General features: G+C 41.3%; 20 protein-coding genes and 4 pseudogenes. 12 read left to right on the top strand and 12 right to left on the bottom strand.

What is annotated here, in order from left to right; translation table 11 throughout:
* Position 1: 1 nt before the first annotated feature.
* The 10 genes and pseudogenes from C3Z13_RS02830 to kbaZ form a co-directional block, all read right to left on the bottom strand.
* Positions 2-1,191, bottom strand: a pseudogene (locus tag C3Z13_RS02830) (anaerobic sulfatase maturase).
* Between the two features lie 125 nt (positions 1,192-1,316).
* Positions 1,317-1,955, bottom strand: a complete 639-nt coding sequence (locus tag C3Z13_RS02825) for an RpiB/LacA/LacB family sugar-phosphate isomerase (protein ID WP_103854940.1) — start codon at positions 1,953-1,955, stop codon at positions 1,317-1,319.
* Positions 1,956-1,990: 35 nt separating this feature from the next.
* Entirely contained in the window at positions 1,991-3,040 is a 1,050-nt protein-coding gene (locus tag C3Z13_RS02820; RefSeq protein WP_103854939.1) for a glycoside hydrolase family 88/105 protein, read from the bottom strand.
* Positions 3,041-3,072: 32 nt separating this feature from the next.
* Positions 3,073-3,510: a PTS galactosamine/N-acetylgalactosamine transporter subunit IIA gene (agaF, locus tag C3Z13_RS02815; RefSeq protein ID WP_103854938.1), complete on the bottom strand. Its 438-nt coding sequence runs from the start codon at positions 3,508-3,510 to the stop codon at positions 3,073-3,075.
* A gap of 82 nt (positions 3,511-3,592) precedes the next feature.
* A pseudogene (locus C3Z13_RS02810) lies at positions 3,593-4,332 on the bottom strand (PTS system mannose/fructose/sorbose family transporter subunit IID).
* Between the two features lie 115 nt (positions 4,333-4,447).
* A complete protein-coding gene (gene agaW / locus C3Z13_RS02805) occupies positions 4,448-5,218 on the bottom strand; it encodes a PTS N-acetylgalactosamine transporter subunit IIC (protein WP_103853301.1) in 771 nt (256 codons plus the stop codon).
* Between the two features lie 19 nt (positions 5,219-5,237).
* Entirely contained in the window at positions 5,238-5,726 is a 489-nt protein-coding gene (gene agaV / locus C3Z13_RS02800; protein ID WP_103853302.1) for a PTS N-acetylgalactosamine transporter subunit IIB, read from the bottom strand.
* Between the two features lie 58 nt (positions 5,727-5,784).
* A complete protein-coding gene (locus C3Z13_RS11845; RefSeq protein ID WP_219827876.1) occupies positions 5,785-6,408 on the bottom strand; it encodes an SIS domain-containing protein in 624 nt (207 codons plus the stop codon).
* Between the two features lie 19 nt (positions 6,409-6,427).
* Positions 6,428-6,904, bottom strand: coding sequence for an SIS domain-containing protein (locus C3Z13_RS11840; RefSeq protein ID WP_219827875.1), 477 nt, complete (start codon positions 6,902-6,904; stop codon positions 6,428-6,430).
* Positions 6,905-6,919: 15 nt separating this feature from the next.
* Positions 6,920-8,203, bottom strand: a complete 1,284-nt coding sequence (gene kbaZ / locus C3Z13_RS02790; protein WP_103854937.1) for a tagatose-bisphosphate aldolase subunit KbaZ — start codon at positions 8,201-8,203, stop codon at positions 6,920-6,922.
* Positions 8,204-8,479: 276 nt separating this feature from the next.
* Here kbaZ and C3Z13_RS02785 point away from each other — a divergent pair, with 276 nt between their 5' ends.
* The 3 genes from C3Z13_RS02785 to C3Z13_RS12620 are packed head-to-tail and all read left to right on the top strand — an operon-like array spanning position 8,480 to position 11,590.
* Entirely contained in the window at positions 8,480-10,048 is a 1,569-nt protein-coding gene (locus C3Z13_RS02785; protein WP_103854936.1) for a sulfatase family protein, read from the top strand.
* A 49-nt stretch (positions 10,049-10,097) separates the two neighbouring features.
* Entirely contained in the window at positions 10,098-10,748 is a 651-nt protein-coding gene (locus C3Z13_RS12625; protein ID WP_219827874.1) for a DUF2264 domain-containing protein, read from the top strand.
* 8 nt (positions 10,749-10,756) lie between these two features.
* Positions 10,757-11,590, top strand: coding sequence for a DUF2264 domain-containing protein (locus C3Z13_RS12620; RefSeq protein ID WP_219827873.1), 834 nt, complete (start codon positions 10,757-10,759; stop codon positions 11,588-11,590).
* 122 nt (positions 11,591-11,712) lie between these two features.
* Here the strand turns inward: C3Z13_RS12620 and kdgR are convergent, their stop codons facing one another.
* Positions 11,713-12,501, bottom strand: a complete 789-nt coding sequence (kdgR, locus tag C3Z13_RS02775) for a DNA-binding transcriptional regulator KdgR (RefSeq protein ID WP_103854935.1) — start codon at positions 12,499-12,501, stop codon at positions 11,713-11,715.
* Between the two features lie 173 nt (positions 12,502-12,674).
* Here kdgR and C3Z13_RS02770 point away from each other — a divergent pair, with 173 nt between their 5' ends.
* Together C3Z13_RS02770 and C3Z13_RS02765 are read left to right on the top strand one after the other, a co-directional pair.
* Positions 12,675-13,607, top strand: coding sequence for a sugar kinase (locus tag C3Z13_RS02770; protein ID WP_103854934.1), 933 nt, complete (start codon positions 12,675-12,677; stop codon positions 13,605-13,607).
* 9 nt (positions 13,608-13,616) lie between these two features.
* Positions 13,617-14,252: a bifunctional 4-hydroxy-2-oxoglutarate aldolase/2-dehydro-3-deoxy-phosphogluconate aldolase gene (locus C3Z13_RS02765; protein ID WP_017806032.1), complete on the top strand. Its 636-nt coding sequence runs from the start codon at positions 13,617-13,619 to the stop codon at positions 14,250-14,252.
* A gap of 91 nt (positions 14,253-14,343) precedes the next feature.
* On the opposite strand, the gene C3Z13_RS02760 is transcribed toward C3Z13_RS02765, so the two are convergent.
* Complete coding sequence (locus C3Z13_RS02760) at positions 14,344-15,168, bottom strand: glycerophosphodiester phosphodiesterase (RefSeq protein ID WP_103854933.1); 825 nt, start codon at positions 15,166-15,168, stop codon at positions 14,344-14,346.
* Between the two features lie 221 nt (positions 15,169-15,389).
* Between C3Z13_RS02760 and C3Z13_RS02755 the strand changes: the two genes are divergently transcribed.
* The 7 genes and pseudogenes from C3Z13_RS02755 to C3Z13_RS02730 form a co-directional block, all read left to right on the top strand.
* Positions 15,390-16,463 (top strand): ABC transporter ATP-binding protein, encoded by a 1,074-nt coding sequence (locus C3Z13_RS02755; protein WP_103854932.1) that lies wholly within the window; start codon positions 15,390-15,392, stop codon positions 16,461-16,463.
* Positions 16,460-17,329, top strand: coding sequence for an ABC transporter permease (locus tag C3Z13_RS02750; protein ID WP_103854931.1), 870 nt, complete (start codon positions 16,460-16,462; stop codon positions 17,327-17,329). The genes C3Z13_RS02755 and C3Z13_RS02750 overlap by 4 nt, the downstream gene beginning before the upstream one ends.
* Positions 17,326-18,168, top strand: coding sequence for an ABC transporter permease (locus C3Z13_RS02745; protein WP_039085670.1), 843 nt, complete (start codon positions 17,326-17,328; stop codon positions 18,166-18,168). Before C3Z13_RS02750 ends, C3Z13_RS02745 begins: the two co-directional genes overlap by 4 nt.
* 23 nt (positions 18,169-18,191) lie before the next feature.
* Positions 18,192-19,275, top strand: a pseudogene (locus C3Z13_RS02740) (extracellular solute-binding protein).
* Positions 19,276-19,464: 189 nt separating this feature from the next.
* Entirely contained in the window at positions 19,465-20,310 is an 846-nt protein-coding gene (locus tag C3Z13_RS11825) for a histidine-type phosphatase (RefSeq protein WP_219827872.1), read from the top strand.
* 40 nt (positions 20,311-20,350) lie between these two features.
* Positions 20,351-20,779, top strand: a complete 429-nt coding sequence (locus tag C3Z13_RS11820) for a histidine phosphatase family protein (protein ID WP_219827871.1) — start codon at positions 20,351-20,353, stop codon at positions 20,777-20,779.
* Between the two features lie 91 nt (positions 20,780-20,870).
* Positions 20,871-21,290: pseudogene (locus tag C3Z13_RS02730) on the top strand (ROK family protein); the annotation flags it as partial.

Raw genomic sequence — 21,290 nt, 5'->3', positions numbered from 1 at the left:
TTTAGTTGATTATTTTCATAATATCTTCAGCCAACCCGCCACGCTGAATAATTTCCCGCATACGGTGCATCAAAGGTGCGGTTTGACGAAAGAAGAGTTGGTAAGAAGGACAAAGATAATTTTGTTTAAATTTTTCCCCTTTCAAATTCACAATACGATGCTTCGGACACCCGCCTTGACAAATCATTCTCACATCACATTTTTTCGCAGGCTTTAGTGAGCGTTTCTTTTTTCGCCTTTTGTTGCTTGGTTGAAAGTGCAATTTGATTGAGAGGCTGTTTATTAACATTACCTAAACGATAATCAGGATAAACATAATGATCGCAAGAATAAACATCTCCATTGGCTTCTACGATCATTGCGGTGCCACAAGTTTCCGTATGAATACAGCTGGTGGAAGGATAGCCCAACCATTGCCCAAGTAAGTTATCAAATTCACGCACGAAAATACGCCCCACATCTTGTCGAACCCATTCGGTAAACACGTCTAATAGGAAATGCCCGTAGCCATCGGCTGGTACAGAAAAGGGTGCCATTCGATAATTTTTCCCAGGACTATAATCACAACGTTGTAAGGAATAATTCGCCACTTCAACAATAGGAATAAACTGCATAAAAGTCGAGCCTAACTCTTTCAACGCTTGGTAAGTTTCCCGTCCTTTATCCCAGTTTTTATCATTAATTACAGTGAGCGTATTAAAATCCACTTCATATTCTTTTAATAGATCAATGGCTTTTTTCACTCGCTCAAATGTGGGCTGTCCATTGACAGAAATACGATAGCGGTCGTGAACCTCACTTAAACCATCCACAGAAATCCCTATAAGAAAATTATTTTCTTTGAAAAATTCTGCCCATTGACGATTAATCGCAATGCCATTGGTTTGAAAACCATTGGTAATCGTTTTGCCGTTAGCAAATTCTTGCTGAAATTGCACCGCTCTTTTAAAAAAAATCTAAACCGAGTAAGGTGGGTTCACCGCCTTGCCACGCGAAATCAACGTGATCGCCTGCGTGGGATTCAATGTAATTTTTGGTATATTGACGTAAAGTATCGTCAGACATTAGGCGAACGTTATGTGTTAGGACTTGCTCTTTTTCCAAATAAAAACAGTATTCACATTTGATATTGCAATGGAAACTACTTGGTTTTGCCATCATATGAAAATAAGCAGGTTGAGATTGACACATAAACAACTCCTAATGTGAAAGAAATGTTAGGTTAGGGAAACGATAATTCAATTTAACTAAAATTATCTGATAAGAGGGAAATTTCCTTTTCCCTCTTACATTGTGCATAAAAAGCAAAAACGAAATTAGCTATTCAATACTTCTGTAACATAAGCTCGGATTTCATCATCTTGGCAGTTATCGAAGAAGCATTGTTGGAAGCGTTCACCGCTCACTGCAGTTTTCACCAATTCTGGATCAATTGAACGCAAGGTGTCTAAATAGTCTTTCGCCACCGCCGTTTTCACTTGATTGAGAATGCCAGCATTGCGAACTTGAGGTTCACGACGTTCAACTGGATAGCCTTGACCACGCTCACCTTCAAAGGCTTTTTCAAACATATAACGCACGTTTAATTCTGCCCCCCAGCCAAATCCTTTGGCAAAGGCTAAAGATAATGCGTTACCATTGTTGATTTGTGCGAATAAGAACGCATCAGCAGGTTCTAAGCAGTAACCACACGCCACACCTGGGTGCAGGTTTAATGACATTAATGCACCTTGCCCTGTTCCACAACCTGTTACAACAAAATCAACGGCTTTTGAGTTTAATAAAATGCTCGCCATAATCCCTAAGTGGATATAAGTTAAGTGGTGATCTTGCTCGCTGTTCATTCCCACGTTATAAACGCTATGCCATTTCGGCTCAACCACGTTTTTTAACTCATTTAAGATAATTGGGTTTTTCGCCGCTTGGCTGTTTTCCATCATTAATGCAATTTTCATTTTTCTTTCCTTAATTCAATAATTAAAAGTTACCGTTATTCGGCTTGTAATTGATAAATTTCTGCTCCTGCAAGTAAGAAAGCACCCACACCGTAATCGATGTTGTCTTCTTCTTTCACTTCACGCGGATTGAAAGCAGGAAGCTGAATCCAGCCTAATTTGCCCTCAGAATTGACCGCACTTTCTAATGCAGCCCACGCTTTTTCAACCACTGGCAAATAAGTTGCACGATCTAAAATGCCTTGATTGATCCCCCAAGCTAATGCGTAGCAGAATAATGCCGTTGCACTGCTCTCTTTCGCAGGGAACGTTTGCGGATCAAGTAAGCTCGCTCGCCAGAAACCATCTTCGTGTTGGAATGGTAAAACGATTTCTGCAAGCTGACGATAAAGGGTTAAATAACGCTCACGTTCTGGATAGCCTTCGGGCATATCACGGAATAAGCGTGGAATCGCTGCAATCACCCAACCTACGCCACGTCCCCAAAAGACTTTTTCACCATTGGCTTCACGCAATTCACCGCCTTTGCCATCTGGAATATAACGATAATCACGGTAGAACAAGCCTGTTTCTTTATCTTGTAAATGATCAACAGAATCCCACCACGCTTGGTTTGCGTAATCACGATATTTGCTTTCGCCCGTTAAGGTGGAGAGAGTAAAGAACACTTGTGGTGCCATAAAGAGTGAATCACACCACCACCAATCTTCACGCCCCGGTTTTGGATTTGCCAGCATATCTTCTACAAAGTTGATGGTTGGCTCTAAGGCTTCTGGTTGATTAAATAACGGATACACATCAAGATAGGATTGTGCACAAACCAAATCATCGGCAAAGCGTAAATGTGGTCCTGTGCGGAAACCCGTGTGCAAGGTGTAATCTAATGCCCCATCTAAAAAGGTTTGTTCGCCTGTTACTTTCCACGCGTTGGACACGCTTGCCCAAAATACCGCGCGATCCCAGTCTGTGTCTTTAATAAAACGAATACGACCTGTGCGGCGTACAACAGTGCGAGTTTGATGTGCTGCCTGCCATTGATACACTTTTTTCATCAATGCAAGAGTTTGCTGTTGTTGAGGGTTCATAATTTTTCCTCTTTTATTTTAAGCCAGAATGCTTATAGTCCGTCTGTTTCGTCTTCATCATCTTGCGAAAGAGCGGCAAGATCTTGGCGTAAATCTTTGATTTGGCTAAATTCGCCATTGGCAAGACAATCCGTTAATTCACGCAAGGTGAATTCCTCACGTTCTAATGCCGCATTGACGATCATTGATAAATTTGTGCCAGCCACTACTTCGACATTAGGATCTTGCAATAAGAGATTGATTGCTCGATTACAAGGAGAACCGCCATAAAGATCCACTAAAAATAACACACCGTTCCCTGAGTTTACACGCTCTTTCGCCGCTAATAATTGGGCTTCTAGCTCATCAGTGGACATAGATTCTAAGAAATCAACAAATTCTAATTGCGGTTGTTCGCCAACAATAGCTTGTACAGCAGAACGCATACCCGAAGCAAAATTAATATGACCTGATACCACGATACCTAACATAAGCTGTCCTTGTTTTTCTTGTTATTGTGGAGGGAATGAGAGCTATCTCATTCCCTGATTTCGTTGATTACTCAACAGTGCATTAGATAATGCCGATTAAATGTCCAACCACACCGAAAGCAAGCATACTGAAGATCAATACTGGTGGTTTTGCCCAGAAACCTGTGCCTTTTACTAATTTAAACATTAGGAAAACTAAGGCTAATGGTAACAAGTTTGGCATAATCTTATCGAAAAGTGCGGTCTGTAATTCCACCACTTTTCCACCCATTTCTATGGTTGCCGTGGTTTTAAAGCGTATGAAGGTCGCACACAATGCCCCGATAACGAAAATACCCATAATGTTCGCCGCTTTAGCTAAACGCTCGGTAGAATCACTCATATTTACCATTGCAGCTGTACCGGCTTGTATCCCATAAACATCAAGCTGAAGTACACAAAGAAGTGTAAAATTTGATATAGGATAAAGAACACGAACGGCCCCGCAATCGAACCTTCAATTGCAATAGATGAACCTAATGCAAGGGTTAATGGCATAATGGTCATATGGTCGATACCATCACCGATACCCCCAGTTGGGCCCATACCAGCTACTTTCATTACGTTGATAGTAGATGGTTTTTCTTTATTTTCTTCCATCGCAATGGCTGTACCAAGCAAGAAAGTAAAGAGTTTTGGACTTGCATTGAAGAATTGTAGGTGGTTTTTCAATGATTTCGCTAAATCATATTTATTGTTACCGTGAATTTTCTTCAACGCTGGGATAATTGAATATGCCCAACCACCTGCTTGCATACGTTCAAAGTTGAAGTTTCCTTCCATAAACAAACCACGAATCGCACATTTCCAAAGATCACCTTTTGTAATCACTTTGCGAACGGTTTGATCTTGATACGCATCGATATCATCAACAAGATTTACTTGATTATTTACGTTTTTAGATTCCATCTTCGAACTCCTGTGCTTGTGATTGGTTGTTGTTATTGCTGTTACCTGAGAAGTAGAAATAAAGTACTGCGATTGAACCACCGATGATTGCAACAGCCATAATTGGTAGTTTTAAGTAAGTGGTTGCAACGAAACCGATGAAGAACACACCCGCAACTTGTTTTGACCACATAATTTTTAATAACATTGCAAAACCGATTGCTGGAACTAAACGCGCACCTAAGCCTAAACCTTCTAATAATGCTTTTGGTGAGTTATTGTTGATCCAATCTGCTGCGTGTTCACCGAAGTACACGGTAATAAAGGCTACGATTGCATACATTAATGAACGTAATGAAATCGTCGAAATCAATAAGAAATCAATACCATTTGGATTCGCTTGTTCTGCATACTCATCGGCTTTACCCATTGTGAATGAAGTTAATGCGAAGAAACCAATCACCAACATTTGCATTAATACTGCAATTGGCATACCTACACCCATTGCCACTTCCGCGCTTTGACCTGTCATTGCAGCGAAAGCCACTGCGGCGATAGTACCCATTGTTACATCTGGTGGCTGAGCCCCAGCATTAGGCACTAAACCTAACCAAGCTAATTCCAGTGTTGCACCTGTGATTAAGCCTAATTGCAAATCACCCATAATCAAGCCCACAACAGGCCCTGTGATTAACGGACGGTGGATATTTAATGCGACATCGTATTTATCGATACCACAGAAGAACGCCCAAACGGCGACTAATAATGCTTCAGTTAACATAAACGCTCCTTATTGAGTATTAAAGATATTGTTTAATATCGATTTCTTGTGCATCTGGCGTATTTTGGATTGTGCAAGTTACTCCTGCATTCAACATACGACGGAACGCGTCAAGATCCTTTTCATCAACAGAAACCGTTTTAGTCAATTGTTTTTTTCCTTCATGGAAGTGCATATTACCAATATTGCAATGTTTAATAGGCACTCCACCTTCAACTAAGCGTGCGACATCTGTTGGGTTATTACATAAAATAAAGATTTTTTGCTGTGGCGATGCTTTATGAATCACATCAATCGTTTTCTGAATTGTAAAGAAACGTACCGCATATTCACCACCCGCTGAAGCTTTCATTCCTGCTTGCATAAATGCCGCATTTGGACCTTCTGCCGCTTCATCGTTTGCCACTAAAATCAAATTGGCTTCGGAGTGTTTACCCCAAGTAATACGGATTTGTCCGTGTAATAAACGCTCGTCAATTCGTGTCCATACAATATTAGGTGCTGACATAAAAATCTCCTTAATTATGAATTAAATGGGTGAATAATAACGCCTTGAACCACACGATTTACTTCACCTGTCGGACAAGGGTTGTCAGTGGTGATACCACGACTGAATGAACTATAGAATGAATTAATTGTGCAAACACAATATACGGGAACAACAAGGCATAATCTGGCGCATTGCTAAAGCCTTCCACTTCAATCACATCCTTGCCTTCCACGCCCGCTTGCGCAGTTAAACACACAACACGACTTGCGATATTATCGCGGCGTAATTCATTATATAAATCAAGATCATATAAACGGGTATAAGGTTGATTTGATAAAAATTCCACCACTACCGTTTTAGGATTTACAATAGATTTTGGTCCGTGGCGGAAACCTAACGGTGAATCATAGGTTGCCACAATGCGTCCTGCGGTTAATTCCAAAATTTTCAATGCAGATTCTTGTGCCAAACCTTGCAAGCCACCGCTACCTAAATAGATAATGCGTTCCATATCTACCTGAGAGAGTTGACGTGCATAATCCACATAGCGTGGGAGCAATTTTTCTGTGGCATCGCAAATAAATTGTAGCTGTTCAACCACTGAGCCTTTTGGCAATAAGAACACGGAAAGTGCTGATAACATCATTGAGCTAAAACTTGATGTCATTGCGAAACCGCCGTCATTGGTTTGTGGAGGCATTAATAAGGCTAAAGTGCGGTCATTTTTTTGTGTGCATTTTGATATACAACGCCCCTTGCTCATTACAAGTAATGAATAAGTGATAACAGTTAGTTAAACACTGATTGGCTAATTCCACTGCTGCCACACTTTCAGGACTATTACCTGAACGTGCGAAAGAAATTAATAAGGTTGGCACGTCTCGTGAAAAATATTGGTAAGGGTTAGACACAATATCTGTTGTGGCAATAGATTCCACACGTTTATCCGTTAAGGTTAAAACGAAAGGCTGTAAGGAATGCCCCACAAAAGCGGAAGTTCCTGCGCCAGTGAAAATCACACGTCCATTTGCTGCATTCATCACAGGTGCGATGAAATCTAAGATTTGCTGACGCTGTGTATCTACCGTATGCAACGCTTGTAGCCAAGCTTGAGGCTGATGTTCAATTTCTTTTGCGGTCATAATGGCTTTACCTGCCACTAATTCGCTTTCTGAAAACCCTAAATAATTTGTCATCTTATCTATCCCCAATTATTTATTGAAAAAACTTGCTAAGGCGTATTGGCGAACCGCCGCACGCACTTTATCTAACACTATGTCTTTACCACGAGGGGCTAATGTACCTGCACGCACGGCGGCATATTGTTCTGGTAAATACTGGCTTAACAATGGTAATGGAATATCTACGTTCTCAAAATTAGCAAATAATTTTTCCACTGCCGCTGCAATTTCAGGATTAGTCCAGTAATAACGGATACGATCACTAAAGCTAAAACTTCTTGCAAAACGTTGCTCTAACTCGGTACCGTGATAGTATTTTTGCCAGTTTTCTGGGTGTGCTAACATTTGCTCTTCAAGCACAGCGAGTAAGTTGGAGCGCTGTTCTGCCGGGAATAAATAGTCTTCCATTGCACATAACGCATATAAGCCTTCACGCAATGCAAATGTTAATGCTGGCCCAACTTTTAAAATCGCGAAGTGATTTTTTACTAAGGCTTTGTAAGCTTCTTCTGTTTGATAATCAGTAGAATGCGCTTCAAACACTAAATTTTCATAATCATTGACCACTTGGCTTAAGGCTTGCGCTTTCTCAGGAATAAAATCAATCACTTTTGTATGATCAAACTCTACCCCTGGCTGCACCACCAAACCAATTACGCGTGGCCAAATATGCTCTAACCCAACGCGTGCAAAGGCTTGTTGGTGGGCATTGATAGTGGCTTTCGCAGCACTTGGTGAAGTAACTTCTAGTTCAGCGATTTCTTCTGCTTCACCACCTGGTACAGGAACTTCTGTGCCAACAATGTAAACAATACGATCCGACAAACCATTTTTTGACGCAGTTTGTTCGGCAACCACAGCTAAACGAGCCGCACGTTCTGCCACAATTTCATCAGACAAAGGCACAGGATCGCCTTTGCAAGACATACTGCAATCTAAATGAATTTTTTCAAAACCTGCTGCGACATAAGCTTCAATAAGTTTCTCAGCATTTGCCATTGCTTCATCAGCTGTTAATCCTTGCCAACGATTAGGCCCTAAATGGTCGCCACCTAAAATTAGTTGATCACGCGGAAATCCTACTTCATCTGCTAATTTTTCAACAAAGTGGCGAAAATCCAATGGCGTCATTCCTGTATAACCACCAAATTGATCCACTTGGTTAGAGGTTGCTTCAATAAGTAATGGCGTTTGATCTTGTTTTGCCTGCAACAATGACGCTTCTAATACAAGCGGATGAGCAGAACAAACCGAATAAATTCCGGTTGCCTCGCCCGCTTTATGTCGTTGAATTAGGTTTAGCAAAATACTCATTTTTATTTACTTCCTTTTCGGTATACTAAATTTCATTTTCGTCATTATGAAAGAAATTTCACTTTCATATTGTTTTATGCTGATTATAACGAAAGAAATCAAAACAAAAAAATACCAAAATCAAAATCTGTGATCTAATTCACAAAATAAAATATTTTTTCTAAAACGACGTTTTAAAATATGGAGATTAGGATTTTTTTATGAAAAAATAACCGCACTTTGTTTAATTAAGAAGTAGCGCGAAGTGCAACTAAGTCAAAGATAAGGAGTAATCAGATGAGTATTTCACGTCGTAATTTTATTAAAGGTGTTGCGACAACCGGTGCGGCAGCAGCGCTGTCAACCACTGCGGTGAATGCAGTCGCCAATAATAATGCTAAAGATTCAGCCAAAAAATCAAACAATCCACCACTGAACCTATTAATCGTATTCCCAGATGAAATGCGTGCAATGGCGCAAGGGTTTAAACATCAAGATCCTGCCATCACCCCACATTTAGATGCTTTTGCGAAAACTGCTAAAGTGATGGATCAAATGGCATCAAACTATCCGCTTTGTTCACCATTCCGCGGTATGTTTATGACAGGTAAATATCCGCTACACAACGGGGTAACAGGTAATACCCACGACTACGGTGGTAAAGTGGGGATTGAACTTTCACCTTATGCGAAATGTTGGTCTGATGTATTAAAAGATGAAGGCTATTCATTAGGTTACATTGGTAAATGGCATTTGGACGTGCCGCAAGAGCCGTACATTAAGAGCTACAACAACCCAATGGAAGGACGCTATTGGAATGATTGGACACCACCAGATCGCCGCCACGGTTTTGATTTCTGGTATTCTTATGGTACTTATGATCTTCATTTAAAACCAATGTATTGGGGCAATGACACGCCGCGTGAATACCCTGAATATGTTGATCAATGGGGGCCTGAACACGAGGCAGATATGGCGATTAAATATCTTCGTAATGAAGAAAACAAATATCGCGATCCAAGCAAGCCATTTGCCTTAGTGGTTTCAATGAATCCTCCTCATTCGCCTTACGATCAAGTGCCACAAAAATACCTTGATATGTATCCACAAAGTTCAAAAGAACTTAACACTCGCCCAAATGTAGATTGGGATAAAAAATATCAAGAAGGCTATGGCCCACAATATTTCAAAGAATATTTAGCAATGGTCAGTGGGGTTGATGAACAATTTGGGCGCATTCTAGCCGAGCTAGATAAACAAGGCTTGGCAGACAACACCCTAGTAGTGTTCTTCTCTGACCATGGTTGTTGTATGGGATCGCACGGTGCACCGACCAAAAATAATATTTATGAAGAATCAATGCGTGTGCCAATGATGTTCCGCTTACCGGGTAAAATCCCTGCTGGGGTAAACGAAAGTCTAATGTCAGCACCAGATATTTATCCAACGATCTTAGATTTACTTGGTTTTAAAGACAGCATTCCAGATAGCGTAGAAGGGGTAAGTTTAGCCGAGCAAGTGCTATACGATAAAGGTATTAGCCCAACCTCTCAGCTTTACCTCTTTGTGCCTTATGGTCAGCCTTCTTTCGGCAGACGTGGCGTGCGCACAAAAACTCACACATTAGAAGTTGATCGTCAAGATGGCGAACCATTGAAATATAAACTCTTTGATAATGTGGCAGATCCATACCAAATGAAGAATATTGCAGATAGCAATCCTGAATTGGTACAAAAACTAATCAAAGAAGAATTATTACCTTGGTTAGAAAAAACCGGTGATTCTTGGCGTCCAGTGGAATTCATTACTGGCCCAACGAAAAAAATGAGAAAACAACTGGAAAGCTGCTCTGCGCCAAAAGCCTAGCAGCCTAGCCCGCATTGCACTTGCAGTGCGGGAAAATCGGAGCGGATAAATGCCAACGCAACCTCAAATTCGTTTTACTGAACGACCTTATTTAGCTCACGAACATCCTCGTTTACGGGATTATTGGCGGGCATTTAAGGAAAGATTGCAGCGTTCACTCAAACGAAAAGCCTTGTTTGGCAATACTGATCCTCTTATTGATAAACAGCTCAAACAGGCATTTACAAAGGATTCCACCTTTTCGCAAGAAAAGTTTGAATTATTGGTGAGTTATTTTATCCGCTCCTTTCTTCATTACGCCAATGATTGCTATGCTCGTGCCGATTACCACGGCTATCCCTCAGAACAAGGCATGGTTTCCGATTCCATTGAAGGAGCCGCACGCAACTATCCTTTGTTGGCAGCCTATTTACATTATCAGTCTAATACCAATTCCCCCCTTGTTAAGCAAGTTCAACAGGCCTTATCCGCAGGCTTTCTCAATGCCACTGATCCCTGCCATTCAGGCTACTGGGGAGAATTAAAAAGTTTTCAGCAAACAATCTGCGAAAGTGCGGATTTTGCTTTGGCTTTGTGGTTAAGCAAAGAACACATTTGGGTACATTACAACGCCCAGCAAAAACAGCAAATCATTGATTGGTTACGCCAAATTAACCAAGTGCAAACCGTGGACAACAACTGGCATTTGTTTATTTTATAGTGCAATTTGTGGTAAAAGATCTTACCGGCATTGATGAAATCAACCACGAACGCTATCAACGGATTAAAGAATTTTATGTGGGTAATGGCTGGTTTCGTGATGGCGAGAAAGGCAATTTCGATTATTACAACTCTTGGGGCTTTCATTATGGGTTATTTTGGCTCGACCAAATTTCCCCCAATTTTGACCGCACTTTCATTCAACAAAGTGCGGTGGAATTTTGTCAAGATTTTCACTATTTATTTGCGCCACAAGGTTTTGCTTTTTTCGGGCGCAGCCTGCCCTACCGTTTCGCCGCACCTACTGCTTTAATTAGCACAATGATCCAGCAAGGCAAAACGGACGGACGTGGCAAACGGATTTTCTCCACCCTCACGCACTTTTTTATCCATCATCAAGCCATTCAACAAGGCAATGTTACGCAAGGCTTATTCCAAGCGGATAGACGGTTGATTGATCCTTACAGCGGTGCAGCGAGCGGGCTTTGGTCGTTACGACCGCTGATTTTACTCCTTTATGGCAGCCAACAGATTGATTTCTGGCAAACGGAAGAACAGCCCCTTGCCATCGAACAGCAAGACTACGACATCAGCATACCAGCGATTAATTTAAGAATCATTGGCACACAAGCAACACAAGAAATTGTGGCGTTATTCCAACATCAACAATACCCCAACGCCCCATTCAGCCAAGCGTGCCTGCAACGACAAAATATATTAAAACGAGGCTTAGAATGGCTTTGTGGACGCTCAACTAGGGAAAAAAATAATCTATTGCGCAAAGGGGTTATCTCATTTTCATCGAAACTCTCTCTTTATCTTGCTGATAAAGAGAAAAATTAATTGAAAATCTACCGCACTTTCAAACTTAAGTTGGCAATACCATATTGAAAAATAAGGTGTTTTTATGCCTATTTGCGAAAAAATAAGGCGTTATTCCACGCCTTATTTTTAGTAAATATATGTTATTCCGCCACAGGATAATGCTGATAGCCCAGCTGTTTCGACACATTACGTCCCGCTTGGTGAAGCAAGTCCACAAGGTGAGTGAGGTTTTCTTTTTCAAAACGCACTAATGGCAATGAAATCGAAATGGCGGCAATGCAATGTCCAAAGCGGTCGTAAATCGGTGCGGCGACACAATGTAGTCCGACCTCTTGTTCTTCTTTATCTTCAGCATAATGCTGTTCACGCACCAATGCTAATTCTTGCTTGAGTTCTTCGATATTTTTAAGCGTGTTCGCCGTGTGCGGGATAAATTCCACCTCTTTCAACAAGGTTTCCACTTCGTCATCAGTATGTGCGGAAAGTAACACTTTCCCAATCGCCGTACTGTACGAAGGATTTCGCCGCCCCACTCGGGAATACATTCTTAAATTGTAAGTGGAATCAATTTTATGTAAATACACAATCTCGTTGCCATCAAGCGTGCCTAAATGCAGGGTTTCGCCTGTTTGTTTTGAAATTTCTTCCATTTCTTTATTTGCCAACTCAATCAAATCCACATATTCCAATGCCCTTGCACTGAGTTCAAATAATTTTAAGGTTAAGCGATATTTATCCGTTTCACCTTCTTGAGCCACAATCCCTAGGCCTTTCATCGTTTGCAAAAAACGATAGATCGTGCTTTTCGACATCATTAAACGCTGAGCAAGATCCGTTACACCAATTTCCTTTTGTTCACTTAACGCATCAACAATACCGAATACTTTCAATACTGATGATACGACATCGGGTTGAGTATCTTTTTCCATAGTGCCTCTAAATATCATAAAAGAATTGCCTGTGCATATTAACACAAGCAATATTTTTGAAAAGCAGAAAAAATAAAATCGTATTTCATTTTTATTGAATAAAAGCATTAATAAATTTATAATTGGCTTTATTTCACTCACTTTATTATTAAGGGGGGAAAAAGTGAAAAAAAATTGCAATTATTGGCGAATGTATGATTGAGCTGAACGGTGAGCCATTTGGCAATATGTGGCAAACTTACGGCGGGGACACGCTTAATACCGCTACCTATCTTGCCCGAGTAAGTAATCCACAAGATATTGATGTGCATTATATTACCGCAATGGGGGCGGACAAACTCAGCCAGCAGATGATTCAACATTGGCAACAAGATCACATCAATACCGACAACGTGCTGATTGATCCCCACCGCCAAGCGGGGCTTTATCTCATTCAACTTGATAAATTTGGCGAACGCACCTTCCTTTACTGGCGTTCCGAATCTGCCGCTCGTTATCTTCTTCAACACCCTGACTATTCCCAAGTACAACAGCAACTCAGCGAAATGGATATGATTTATTTGAGCGGAATTTCCCTCGCCATCTTGCCAGATGCCGATCGCTACGCTTTAATCGCCCAGCTAAAACAACTTGCCAGCCAAGGGGTGAAAATTGCCTTTGACAGCAATTACCGCCCGAAACTTTGGGAATCCGTGGAAAAAACGCAAGAAATTTACACCGCACTTTTGCCTTTCATCGATCTAGCACTGGTTACGTTTGACGATGAACAAGCCTTATGGGGCGACAGCGAAACCGCTCAATCCGTGCAACGTTTGAAAGATTTTGGGGTTAAAAATATTGTCCTCAAGCAAGGCAAAGACGGGGCATTATTCTGCGATGCACAAGGTAACGAACAGCACATCGCCACCACGCCGATCACTAATGTTGTAGATACCACTTCCGCTGGCGATGCCTTCAATGCTGGCTTTTTAAACGGTTATTTACGAGAAAAATCGCCACAGCAATGCTGTCAGCAAGGCAACCAAGTGGCTGGGCTCGTCATTCAGCACAAAGGGGCGATTATTGACAAAAACGCCACCGCTCACCTCATTCATCAATTTAATTAAGGAAAAACTATGAATACCGCACAAATTATTGAAAAACTTCGTGAATTTAAAGTGATCCCCGTGATCGCTCTAGACAACGCACAAGACATTCTTCCCCTCGCCGAAACCCTCGCCAAGAACGGTTTGCCCGTGGTGGAAATTACATTCCGCTCGGCAGCGGCAGAAGAAGCCATTCGCTTAATCCGCCAACACAACCCGAATATTCTTATCGCTGCGGGAACCGTGCTAACCAGCGAGCAAGTGGTGCAAGCGAAAAACGCAGGGGCAGATTGCATTGTTACTCCAGGCTTCAACCCAAAAATTGTGAAGCTATGCCAAGAATTGAATATCCCCGTAATGCCGGGCGTAAACAACCCGATGTCCATTGAAGCGGCGTTAGAGTTGGGTATCACGGCAGTGAAATTTTTCCCTGCGGAAGCCTCTGGCGGTGTGAAAATGATCAAAGCCCTACTCGGCCCTTACGCCCAGCTTCAAATTATGCCAACGGGCGGAATCAGCGTAAACAACATTAAAGACTATCTCGCCATTCCAAACGTGGTAGCTTGCGGCGGTTCTTGGTTCGTAGAAAAATCCCTTATCAACAGCCATAACTGGGAAGAAATCGGCCGTTTAGTGCGTGAAGCTGTTGCAATTACCAACGCCTAACTCGTCTAACAACGGAACAACGCCTTGAAATAAAAGTGCGGTGGAAAATTTTGAAAAATTCCACCGCACTTTTTTCTTATAATTCAAAACATCAATAAGGCACTTTCCCCGCTTTTTCAATTAATGATTTAAGATACGGAATATCATCGTGGCTTAGCATATCGATCAGGCCTTCGCTTAGCCATTGAATGATTTCACTTTCTGTATCGTAACCATATTTTTGGTTGTACATTTCTAACACGGGGATTTCTTTGGATTCATGCAGATACATTCTCACTGACAGCCCTGCTTTTTTGTAGGCAATTAAATCTTCTTTGCCAACATAGTGGTATTCCACGCAAACACTGCTGGCGTTTGATCCCAACACCGCACTGAGCTGATCGTTATAGCGTGCGAGGGTAACCACTTGTAGGCGTAGGCTCGGTAGCAGAGCTTTGACTTTATTAATTAAAACGTGATCAAAGCCTAATAGCAAAATTTGATCTACCGTGTTGGTTCGTTGCAAAATCTCTGCCAGCACTTCGGCAAAACGCTGATGATTACGGCGTTGTTTGGCTTCTACAATCAAGCCGACATTATTTTCTAATGCCCATTTCAACACGGTTTCTAATTCCACAATGTGAGTACCTTTGAATTCAGGTGAGAACTTTTCACCAAAATCATAGCGTTGTAGTTCAGCAAGAGTCATTTGTTCCACATAACCTTCACCATTAGAAACGCGTTCGATCGAAAAATCGTGGATAACCACCATTTTTTCATCTTTTGTCATTGCAATATCAAGTTCAATGCTATGTGTTCCAGCCTCTAATGCGCCGATAAAAGCGGGCATTGTGTTTTCTGGATACTTAGCACTGTAACCGCGATGGCTGTTCGCCAAAATCAAGCCTTTCTCTGTAACGTTAAATTCAAATGCCATTTTTAACCTCTCTTTTAATTCATTTTAAAAACTAAATTCATTTTAGAGATAATAGAAACATAGCGCAAATACTATCGCAAATAACAGGGATAAATATCTAATTTTCGTGATCGAACTCACAAAAACAAACTTAAATGAGTTTATTTTTTAAATTGTAATTGATCGCGCTTTATCTTCTAGTTTAGAGTATCCACAAAATTATCATCGAGGAGGAATCGATTATGGCAAAACTAGAATTACGCAATATCACCAAAAAATTTGGTGATTTCTATGCAGCAAATAATATTTCGTTTAGTGCTGAAGAAGGGGAATTTGTTACCTTGCTCGGCCCGAGTGGTTGCGGAAAAACCTCGTTACTAAAATTGATTGCAGGCTTTCATCGTGCTGATGAAGGAGAGATTGTGATTGGCGATCGCCCCGTGAATAACATTCCACCAGAAAAGCGTAACACAGCGATGTGTTTTCAGTCCTATGCCCTTTTTCCGCATTTGAACGTTTCGCACAATATTTGCTACGGCTTGAAACAGAAAAATGTGCCGATTGATGAACAAATCGCCCGTTTAAATGTGGCATTGAAGCAAATGGATTTGGAAACACAAAAGTTGAAACTGCCCTCTGAGCTTTCAGGCGGTCAGCAACAGCGTGTGGCATTAGCAAGGGCAATGGTAACCCGTCCTGATGTAATTTTATTTGATGAGCCATTATCAAACCTTGATGCCAAATTGCGGGAAAGTGTACGTTTTGAAATTAAGCAACTTTCTCATCAATACAATCTTACCAGTATTTATGTTACCCACGATCAAGCGGAAGCCTTATCAATGTCAGATAAGATCATCGTGCTAAACAAGGGTTCAATTGAGCAAGTAGGTACACCGCAAGAAATTTATTACCAACCAAAAAATCGCTTTATTGCCGATTTTATTGGCGTGGCAAACATTACTAAAGCGAACGTTAAACATTGGCAAGATGATCTCTATCAAGTGGATTCCCTTTGGGGCAAATTTATTGTGCAATCCGCCCATAAGCCTGTGGCTGAGAATATTTATATTTGTTTCCGCCCTGAAGATGCAATCCCTTGTGAGCCAAATAGCAACGTGGAAAATAAATTTAGCGTCAAAGTGCTACAAACCGCCTTTATGGGCAATATGACTGAAGTGCAAGGCTTGGTAACTTCAGGTTTGCCAAATGAGAAAGTGCGGTTGCAATTAACCAAATTTTCGCCGTTGTTAAATCAATCAGAAGAATTATTTTTCACCCTCGCGCGTGATGCCATTCGTTTCTTGGAGGCAGTATGAAATCGGTAAAACAAGATCTCAAGGCTTGGCTACTGTTAAGCACAGGGCTTGGCACGATTTTATTATTAATGGGTTCAACCTTTTATTTGGTGGTGGCACAAAGTTTCGGCTTGCAAAATATGTATGGCGAACCTTCCCATTTCACCTTGGATTATTGGCAAGAAGTGCTTAGCAATCCTATCTTTCATAAGTCTTTTTGGTATTCGGTACGCGTTTCCTTTCTTGGCGCGGTATTTTCCATTTTAGTGGCTTACCCTATTGCGCTGTGGTTGCGTAATCCAATTAAAGGCGAAGAATTTATTGTTACCTTTTTCCGTATGCCGATGCTTGTGCCGGGCTTGGTAGCCGCCTTTTTGTTTATGAATATGATTTCCTACCACGGTATTTTAAACGAAACACTGGTTTGGCTCGGCATTTGGCAAGAACCAAAATCCCTACAAAATGATAGCTTCGGCTGGGGCATTGTGATTTTGCAAATGTGGAAAAATATTCCTTTCGCCTTAATTCTTGTTGGCGGTGCGGTGAATTCACTGAAAAGCGATCTCTTTGATGCGGCGTCAAATCTGGGTTCAAACAGTTGGCAGCGTTTTATTTATGTGATTTTTCCACTCACACTTGGCGCAGTGCAAGTTTCCTTTATTTTGATTTTTATCGGTGCATTAGGGGATTTCGCCTTTTACAGCATTGCGGGTCCGCGTGATACCTACTCTCTCGCTCGCTTTATGCAAATGAGTGCTTATGAGTTTGAAGAATGGAATCAAAGTGCGGTGTTGGCAATGGTGATAATGCTGACTTCTGCCCTAGCCTCCATTCTCATCACCTTAATTATTCGTCCATTATCTGTTAAACGAGGAGCGGTAAAATGAACAGAATCCAAAGTAACAACACCCGTTTAATTAACCGCATTGTGCTGATCTTTTTTGTGGTGGTGAATTTTGTTTGGTTGGTGTTGCCTTTCTTAATGGCTGGGCTGTGGTCGCTGGTTGATCCGCAACACCCTTGGAGCTATCCCGATATTTTCCCGCCTGTGCTGTCTTTTGAGCGTTGGCATTATGTGTGGGAAAACACCGCCCTGAAAGAAGCAATGTTGAATAGCTATACCATTGCGCCGATTGTTTCTTTAATCGCCATCACGCTTGCCTTGCCAACAGCTTATGCCTTTGGACGAATGGAGTTTCGTGGTAAAAAAATTGCCGAACTCATCACCTTAATTCCGTTGGTGATCCCAGGAATGATCATTGCGCTATTCTTTAGTGCGGTGTTAATTCAGCTCAACATTAGCAATCCAATGATCGGCATTATTATCGGGCATACAGTAATGACATTACCTTACGCGATTCGCATTTTATCTTCAGGATTTTCTTCTGTTCCACAAGATTTGATTGATGCAAGTCGCGATCTTGGTGCGTCAAAATTCACCACCTTTAAAGATGTTTATCTACCTATGCTAAAACCCGCATTTTTGGCGTCAATTATTTTCTGTTTAGTGAAAAGTATCGAAGAATTTAGTATTTCTTTTGTCATCGGTTCACCAGATTTTATCACCGTGCCAACCATACTTTATTCTTTCTTGGGCTACTCTTTCATTCGCCCAAATGCCGCCGTGGTATCGATCATCTTACTAATTCCAAACGTTATCTTGCTGTTAATTATCGAGCGTTTATTGAAAGGTAACTATTTATCACAATCCACAGGCAAAGCCTGATTTCCACCAGAGGAGAAACAATGATGAAAACTCGTCTTATCAAAACCGCATTAATCAGTTTAGGGCTAACCACCGCCCTGTCCGTTTCGGCTTCCCAAGATCTCAGCCAAAAAAGCTGGGAAGAGATTGTGGCGCAAGCTAAACAAGAAGGCTCGGTAACCTTTAGCGTGTGGTATTTACAACCGCAATTCCGTCTTTTTGTCAAAGATTTTGAAAAAACCTATGGCATCAAAGTGAAAATTCCTGAAGGCACTTTAGACGGTAATATGAATAAGCTGATCGCTGAAAAATCCCTTAGTAAAGGGAAAATGGACGTGATCGCCATCGCAGCCGACAATTATCCTATCGTGCAGAAAAATGATGTGTTACGAAATCTCAACAGCTTGCCTAATTTCGCTCAAGCCAACCACGCTTTGCAAGGAGTGAAATTTGGCAATCAAGCAATGGGCTTTTGGGGCAATCAAACAGGCTTTGCCTATGATCCATTACGGGTTTCAGAAGATCAGTTACCACAAAGCTGGCAAGAAACCGTGAACTATATTCAAACTCACCCGAAAAAATTTGGTTATGCCGATCCAAATGGCGGTGCTTCAGGGAAAGCCTTTATTTTCCAAGCCTTGCTCAACATCAGTGGTAGTTATGATTATCAAAACACGCCTTTTGACGCAGCTCAAACCGAAAAATGGCAAAGCACTTGGGATTGGTTCAATAAAAATAAACAAAATATGGTACGCACCGCCTCGAACGCGGACAGCTTAACACGCTTAAATGATGGCGAATTAGATATTGTTTCCGCTTGGCAAGATCACTTGTTCAGCTTGCAAAAACAAGGTGCGGTAACACCAAGATTGAAATTCTATGTGCCAAAATTTGGTATGCCGGGCGGTGGTAATGTGGTGGTTGTCGCACAAAATGCTCCACACCCTGCAGCAAGTTTAGTGTTTACCAACTGGCTAGTTTCACCTGAAACGCAACAAAAATTAGCCGACCATTTTGGTACCCGCCCATTAAATGCCGAAGTGGGCGAAAGCGGATATTCCATTCTTCCCACTAGATTGGAGCAAAGCCGCCATTGCTGATTTCACCAAAGAAGTGATCGCTAAATAATATTATTGATGAGTTAAGGTTATGCCTTAACTCATTTTTTCTCTCTTTTTTTGATTATTGTTGCAACAAAATCCATTTAGATTTAACGTTGTTATTGCAAAAGTGCGGTTAAAAATTTTGCAATTTTTTTATGGCATTTAGTGCTGCAAATAATGCCCCTTCCTTTCTCTCAATATTGGAGGACATTCTATGAAAAAACTCACCTTAAGCCTTAATTTAGTTAGCTTACTTAGCTGCTCGCTGTTTTATCCAACCAATCTTAATGCTGCGCCTAATGTGCCAGACAATCACCAAGCACAAGCGCTGCAATTAGAAAAAATTGTGATTTTCAGCCGACACGGAATTCGCACGCCCTTAGTTGGTAAAGAGAGCATTTTATCCCAAGCTACCCCTTATCAATGGGTAAAATGGCAGGATAAAACGGGCTATCTCACTGCCAAAGGCGCAAGATTAGAAAAATTATTCGCGGCGTACTGGTCTGAATGGTTGCAACAAACGGGAATTCTTTCCTCACAATGCCCGAAAGATGATGTCTTTATTTACACCAACGCTCGTCCACGCACCATTGATACTGGCGTAAGTTTCGCGAAAGGGGCTTATTCACATTGTGCAATAAGAGTCAATTATCTAGGCGAATATAACACGATGGATAACACTTTTAATCCCGTGATTCGCAGCAAAGTAGATAAAGCCTTTGAACAAAAAGCACGCAAAGCGGTAGATGAATTAGTGGGCGAAGGTGGGTTTGCACAACTCAACAAACATCTACAAAGTAATTTCAACGCCCTCGCGACAGCCTTAAATCAAGAACAATCGCCATTATGCCAAGAAAAACAATTGTGTAATTTAGACCAAGAAGCCAATACGCTCACTTTCACCCAAGGTAAATACCCTAAAACCACAGGTGCATTACGCGATGGCACAGGTGCAGCAGATAGCTTCTTACTGCAATATTACGAAGGCTTCCCACCTAAAGAAGTCGCTTGGGGACGCATTGATAATCAAGAAAGCTGGAAAAAAAAATTGTTGATATAAAAAAGAGCGTTACAACCAATTATTATTCGGCACGCAAGTAATGGCAAAAGAAGCCGCAACGCCATTGCTCACCTTTATTCAAAACAGCTTCAAAGATTATGGTTATCGGCACCCTTACATTGAAAAAGCCCGTAATGCCAAAGTGGTATTATTAGTCGGGCACGATTCCAATGTTGGCTCGCTCTTACCATTATTGAAAGTGAAACCTTATCATCTGCCCGATCAGCTAGAAACCACGCCAATTAGTGGTAAAGTGGCATTTGAGAAATGGGTGAACGCAAAAGGCGAAGCCTTTATGAAAGTGGAATATGTTTATCAAACCATTGATCAATTACGCAACGGCACAAAACTTTCTTTAACAAATCCGCCAAATCGTATAACCTTACAGCTAGAAGGTTGCCCAACCAACGCGCAAGGTTTATGCAAAATGGATGATTTTTACCAAGCCGTTGAAAACGCCTTAAAATAATACCGTACTTTAGTTGTGCGAGTTAAAGTAACATTGAGTGATAAGCCTCTCTGATCGCAAAGTGAGGCTTTTATTTCATAAAGACAACAAAATGAAAAAAGAAAATTCCGTATTTAATTTAAAATCCAGCGAAAAATTGTTATTACGCCTCATACGTCAATATTCCCCTTCACGCAAGGAATTAAGTGTTTTGTCGGGCTTAACGGCAGGGGCAGTAACGCAATATTGCCGCAAGCTGCTGTTTCTCGGGCTGATTAAAGAAACGGAGAAAATGGTAAAAAAACGGGGAACGCCTTCTTTTCATTTAACTTTAAATCCCAATGCTTGTTGCTCGATTGGTATCACCTTTTCAGATAACTCATTTCAGCTCGCAATCGTGGATTTTATTGGCAATAAAATTGCCAATGAACGCTATGTTTACCACAATAGCGTGCAATTTGATGAATTATGCCAACAAATTCGCACCGCACTTCAGCAACTTTTAGACAAAAAATTTCTCGCTGAAGCAAAA

The sequence above is a fragment of the Avibacterium endocarditidis genome (assembly GCF_002921145.1).
Taxonomy (GTDB): domain Bacteria; phylum Pseudomonadota; class Gammaproteobacteria; order Enterobacterales; family Pasteurellaceae; genus Avibacterium; species Avibacterium endocarditidis.
The sequence above is the reverse complement of the archived record's forward strand: the minus strand, read 5'-3'. Positions and strand labels throughout refer to the sequence as shown.

What these genes read in the sequence shown, in the direction of transcription:
- agaW (WP_103853301.1), bottom strand. Translation starts at nt 5,218, where the DNA reads ATGTTAACTGAAGCATTATTAGTCGCCGTTTGGGCGTTCTTCTGTGGT.
- agaF (WP_103854938.1), bottom strand. Translation starts at nt 3,510, where the DNA reads ATGTTAGGTATCGTGGTATCAGGTCATATTAATTTTGCTTCGGGTATG.
- C3Z13_RS02785 (WP_103854936.1), top strand. Translation starts at nt 8,480, where the DNA reads ATGAGTATTTCACGTCGTAATTTTATTAAAGGTGTTGCGACAACCGGT.
- kbaZ (WP_103854937.1), bottom strand. Translation starts at nt 8,203, where the DNA reads ATGAGTATTTTGCTAAACCTAATTCAACGACATAAAGCGGGCGAGGCA.
- C3Z13_RS11840 (WP_219827875.1), bottom strand. Translation starts at nt 6,904, where the DNA reads ATGACAAATTATTTAGGGTTTTCAGAAAGCGAATTAGTGGCAGGTAAA.
- C3Z13_RS02745 (WP_039085670.1), top strand. Translation starts at nt 17,326, where the DNA reads ATGAACAGAATCCAAAGTAACAACACCCGTTTAATTAACCGCATTGTG.
- C3Z13_RS02755 (WP_103854932.1), top strand. Translation starts at nt 15,390, where the DNA reads ATGGCAAAACTAGAATTACGCAATATCACCAAAAAATTTGGTGATTTC.
- kdgR (WP_103854935.1), bottom strand. Translation starts at nt 12,501, where the DNA reads ATGGAAAAAGATACTCAACCCGATGTCGTATCATCAGTATTGAAAGTA.
- C3Z13_RS12625 (WP_219827874.1), top strand. Translation starts at nt 10,098, where the DNA reads ATGCCAACGCAACCTCAAATTCGTTTTACTGAACGACCTTATTTAGCT.
- agaV (WP_103853302.1), bottom strand. Translation starts at nt 5,726, where the DNA reads ATGTCAGCACCTAATATTGTATGGACACGAATTGACGAGCGTTTATTA.
- C3Z13_RS11820 (WP_219827871.1), top strand. Translation starts at nt 20,351, where the DNA reads ATGGCAAAAGAAGCCGCAACGCCATTGCTCACCTTTATTCAAAACAGC.
- C3Z13_RS11845 (WP_219827876.1), bottom strand. Translation starts at nt 6,408, where the DNA reads ATGCCTCCACAAACCAATGACGGCGGTTTCGCAATGACATCAAGTTTT.
- C3Z13_RS02760 (WP_103854933.1), bottom strand. Translation starts at nt 15,168, where the DNA reads ATGGCATTTGAATTTAACGTTACAGAGAAAGGCTTGATTTTGGCGAAC.
- C3Z13_RS02750 (WP_103854931.1), top strand. Translation starts at nt 16,460, where the DNA reads ATGAAATCGGTAAAACAAGATCTCAAGGCTTGGCTACTGTTAAGCACA.
- C3Z13_RS02820 (WP_103854939.1), bottom strand. Translation starts at nt 3,040, where the DNA reads ATGAACCCTCAACAACAGCAAACTCTTGCATTGATGAAAAAAGTGTAT.
- C3Z13_RS02765 (WP_017806032.1), top strand. Translation starts at nt 13,617, where the DNA reads ATGAATACCGCACAAATTATTGAAAAACTTCGTGAATTTAAAGTGATC.
- C3Z13_RS02825 (WP_103854940.1), bottom strand. Translation starts at nt 1,955, where the DNA reads ATGAAAATTGCATTAATGATGGAAAACAGCCAAGCGGCGAAAAACCCA.
- C3Z13_RS11825 (WP_219827872.1), top strand. Translation starts at nt 19,465, where the DNA reads ATGAAAAAACTCACCTTAAGCCTTAATTTAGTTAGCTTACTTAGCTGC.